Source organism: Roseicyclus sp. (genome assembly GCF_052168335.1).
Lineage (GTDB): Bacteria > Pseudomonadota > Alphaproteobacteria > Rhodobacterales > Rhodobacteraceae > Roseibacterium.
The window spans coordinates 1-4,086 of sequence record NZ_JBQLZP010000176.1 but is presented as its reverse complement, the minus strand read 5'-3'; the positions used below and the strand labels follow the sequence as shown (position 1 = coordinate 4,086).

3 protein-coding genes are annotated in these 4,086 nt (G+C 74.0%); all 3 read left to right on the top strand.

Going from position 1 to position 4,086, the window contains the following annotated elements:
• Positions 1-914: threonine/serine dehydratase (locus ACTS11_RS05505; RefSeq protein ID WP_442639335.1), on the top strand; the 914-nt coding region annotated here is incomplete at its 5' end.
• Positions 915-946: 32 nt separating this feature from the next.
• The gene (locus ACTS11_RS05500; RefSeq protein ID WP_442639334.1) at positions 947-1,402 is read left to right on the top strand and encodes a hypothetical protein; all 456 of its coding nucleotides are present in this window, start codon (positions 947-949) and stop codon (positions 1,400-1,402) included.
• Between the two features lie 166 nt (positions 1,403-1,568).
• Positions 1,569-3,443, top strand: a complete 1,875-nt coding sequence (gene cobT, locus ACTS11_RS05495) for a cobaltochelatase subunit CobT (protein ID WP_442639333.1) — start codon at positions 1,569-1,571, stop codon at positions 3,441-3,443.
• Positions 3,444-4,086 lie beyond the last annotated feature (643 nt).

Genomic DNA, 4,086 nt, shown 5'->3' with positions numbered 1-4,086 from the left:
CCCGCATCGCGGGCCGCGTGCGCGAGACGCCGATCCTCCGCGTGGAGGCCGAGGCCTTCGGCCTGCCCTGCGCGCTCGCCCTGAAGCTCGAGCACACGCAGGTCACGGGCGCCTTCAAGGTGCGCGGCGCCTTCAACAACATGCTCTCGCGCACGGTGCCCGAGGCGGGCGTCGTCGCGGCGTCGGGCGGCAACCATGGCGCCGCGGTCGCCCATGCGGCGACCTCGCTCGGCCACCGCTCGCGGATCTTCGTGCCGAAGGCCATCGCCAAGGAGGAGAAGCTCCGCCGGATGCGCGACTTCGGCGGCGAGGTGATCCTGACCGAGGGCAGCGTCGCCGACTGCATGGCGCAATACGCCGCCGCCGCGGAGGAGAGCGGCGCGCTGTCGGTGCATCCATACGACACTGTATGGACGCTCGCCGGACAGGGCACCGTCGCGCGCGAGTTCGAGGCGCAGGCGGCCCGAACCGACCTTGGCGGCATCGACACGATCCTGGTCGCCACCGGCGGCGGCGGCCTGATCGGCGGCATCGCCGCCTGGTTCGGCGACCGCGTCAACGTCGTCTCGGTCGAGACCGAGGGCACGGACACGCTGGCGCGTTCGCTCCGCGAGGGGCCGGAGATCAGCGTCTCGCCGAGCGGCATCGCGGCGGGCTCGCTCGGCGGCCCGCGCCTCGGCGTGACCTCGTGGGAGGTGATCCGGCAGCGGGTGAAGACCGCGCTCGTCCTCAGCGACGCGGACGTGTTCGACGCCGCGCGCAAGCTCTGGTCCGCGACGCGCCTCGTGGGCGAGCCGGGCGCGGCCGTGGCCCTTGCGGCGCTGACCTCGGGGGCCTACGTGCCGGAGAAGGACGAACGCCTCGCCGTGCTCCTCTGCGGCGGCAACGCGGACGTGGACTGGTTCGCGGCCTGAGACGCGCCGCCCCCGGCCCGGAAGGAAAGGCCATGCAAGGCAGATTCCTGCCCGCCCTCCTCGCCGTCCTCGCGACGGCCGCATCCGCGCAGGTGCCGCCGCCCGAGGGCGAGACCGACGCCTTCGCTCAGGCGATGGACAGCGTCCTCGCCGAGGCGGGCGAGGCCACGCCGCTCCTGCGCTGCACCGCGCTCTTCCGGGCGTTCCGCCTCTATGCCGGCGCCGACAGCGAGATCGGCGGGATCGCGGCGGAGCACGAGACGGATCTCGCCACGACCGCCGCCGTGGTCTGGCAGGACGAGACCGGAACGCCCGACCTCGCCCGCGCCTTCGAGGCGATCGTGCCGATGATGGCGGAGGCGACGGAGCTCTACCTCGCGCGGATGGCGGAGAACGCGGAGCCGGAGGGAAACGTCCTCGACCCCGCGCTCGAGGCCGAGCTGGCCCGGTGCGACGCACTGCACGGCGGGATCGCGGAGGGCGGCTGACCGGCCCCGGGCGCGGGCGCTCTGCGCCGTGTCCCCCGTTCCCGCACCGCGTCCCGGGCGGAACGCCACTTCCGCCTCCGGGCCCGCGCCGCGACACGGCAGAGGGCCCGCCCCGATCGCGCCGTCCCGCCTTGCCCTCGCCCGCGCGGCGGGCCACATTCCGCCCATGAGCAAATCGCCCACCGACAATCCCGCCGAACCGTTCAAGAAGGCCCTGGCCGAGGCCACGCGCGTCCTCGCCGACGATCCGGACCTCGCGGTCACCTTCTCGGTCGATCCGCCGGGCCTGTCCTCCGACAGCGTGCGCCTGCCCCAGGTCAGCCGACGCATGACCCGCGAGGAGGTGCTGCTGGCGCGCGGCACGGCGGACGCGCTGGCGCTGCGGCACCGCTACCACGACACCGGCACCGCCGCGCGCTACGCCCCCTCGGGGCCGATGGCGCGCGACCTGATGGAGGCGATGGAGAGCGCCCGCTGCGAGGCCGTGGGCGCGCGCGTCATGCCGGGCACCGCAGGCAACATCGACGCCAAGATCGGCCACGAGGCCCGGCGCAAGGGCTATGGCGAGATCCGCCAGGCGGCCGACGCCCCCCTGCCGGTCGCCGCGAACTACCTGATCCGGCACCTCGCCACCGGCCGCCCGCTGCCGCCCGAGGCGGCGAACGTCATGGAGCTCTGGCGCGGCTTCATCGAGGAGCGCTGCGGCGGCACGCTCGAGGATCTCGACGCGGTGCTGAAGGACCAGGCCGCCTTCGCCCGCCTCGCGCGCCGGATGATCGACGACCTCGGCTATGGCGACCAGCTCGGCGACGACCCCGACGAGCTCGACGACGAGGGCGAGGACGAGGGCTCGGAGGAGCAGGAGGAGAGCCCCGATTCGACCGGCGAGGACGACAGCCGCGAGGAGGACGCCGAGGCCTCGCCCGAGCGCAGCCAGGAGCAGCAGCAGGACGCCGCCCAGGCGCAGGTCCAGATGGACGACAGCGCCGACATGGAGGAGGCCGACGAGCAGGAACTGCCCGAGGGCGAGGCGCCCTTCGAGCCGCCGCCGCCCGCGCCCCACTCCGAGGCGGACCCGGCCTACACCGTCTTCACGACCGAGTACGACGAGGAGATCGAGGCCCAGGACCTGGCCGAACCGCAGGAGCTCGAGCGCCTTCGCGCCTATCTCGACCAGCAGCTCGAACCCCTGAAGGGCGCGGTCAGCCGGCTGGCCAACAAGCTCCAGCGGCGCCTCAAGGCACAGCAGAACCGGAGCTGGGAGTTCGACCTCGAGGAGGGCATCCTCGACGCCGGACGCCTCGCCCGCGTGGTCGCGAACCCGACGACGCCGCTCAGCTTCAAGATCGAGAAGGACACCGAGTTCCGCGACACGGTGGTGACGCTTCTCCTCGACAACTCGGGCTCGATGCGCGGGCGCCCGATCTCGATCGCGGCGATCTGCGCCGACGTGCTTGCGCGCACGCTCGAGCGCTGCGGCGTGAAGGTCGAGATCCTCGGCTTCACCACGCGGGCCTGGAAGGGCGGCCGCGCGCGGGAGGACTGGCTCGCCCAGGGACGCCCGCAGCAGCCGGGCCGGCTCAACGACCTCCGCCACATCGTCTACAAGCCCGCCGACGCGCCCTGGCGGCGGGTGCGCGACAATCTCGGGCTGATGATGAAGGAAGGGCTCCTGAAGGAGAACATCGACGGCGAGGCGCTGGAATGGGCGCACCGCCGGATGCTCTACCGCCCCGAGGCGCGCAAGATCCTCATGGTCATCTCGGACGGCGCGCCGGTGGACGATTCCACGCTGTCGGTGAACCCCGCGAACTACCTCGAGAAGCACCTGCGCGACGTGATCGCCATGGTCGAGCGCCGCCGCGCGGTGGAACTCCTGGCCATCGGCATCGGCCACGACGTGACGCGCTACTACCAGCGCGCGGTCACGATCACCGACGCCGAGCAACTCGCGGGCGCGATCACGGAGCAGCTCGCCTCGCTTTTCGACAGCGACCCGAGGGCGCGGGCGCGGGTCATGGGAATGAAGCGCGCGAGCTGACGCGGCGGAGGGTTTGCGCCGGCTTCGCCGCCGCCCGGGGGCGCGGGCTGACGCCCGCGCGGGTCCGTCACGGGAGCGCCCGCGGCGGATCGGAGCGAGCCTCCGGCGGGAGTTTTCCGCCAGGATGAAGGGGCGCGGGCGGCGCGTTCCCGGGGGCGGTCGTCGCCTGTGCGCGGGGCGACGGGGGCGCGAGGCGCGCGGGACGCTTCGGAGGTGAGGGCGATTGCGCCGGCTTCGCCGCCGCCGGGGGGCGCGGGCTGACGCCCGCGCGGGTCCGACACGGGAACGGGAGCGCCCGCGGCGGATCGGGGCAAGCCTCCGGCGGGAGTTTTTCGCCAGGATGAAGGGCGCGGGCGGCGCGTTCCCGGGGGCGGACGTCGGCCGTGCCCGGGGCGGCGGGGGCCGCAGATGGACAATCCCGCGGCGGCGGGGCAGTCTCCTCGGCAGGGGCGGGGCGCGACTGGCAGGGGGCAAGGCACGGATGTTCCAGAGTTTCGAGGCACGGACACGGCCCGGGGACGGGCCGCCGCGGCTGGCCGCGCTGCGGCGCGAGATGGCGCGGGAGGGCGTGGACGTCTTCCTCGTGCCGCGCGGCGACCGGTTCCAGGGCGAATACGTGGCCGCCTGCGACGAACGGCTGGCC

Bases quoted from the DNA above. Each gene is read 5' to 3' on its own strand.
- ACTS11_RS05500 (WP_442639334.1), top strand. From the start codon at position 947: ATGCAAGGCAGATTCCTGCCCGCCCTCCTCGCCGTCCTCGCGACGGCC.
- cobT (WP_442639333.1), top strand. From the start codon at position 1,569: ATGAGCAAATCGCCCACCGACAATCCCGCCGAACCGTTCAAGAAGGCC.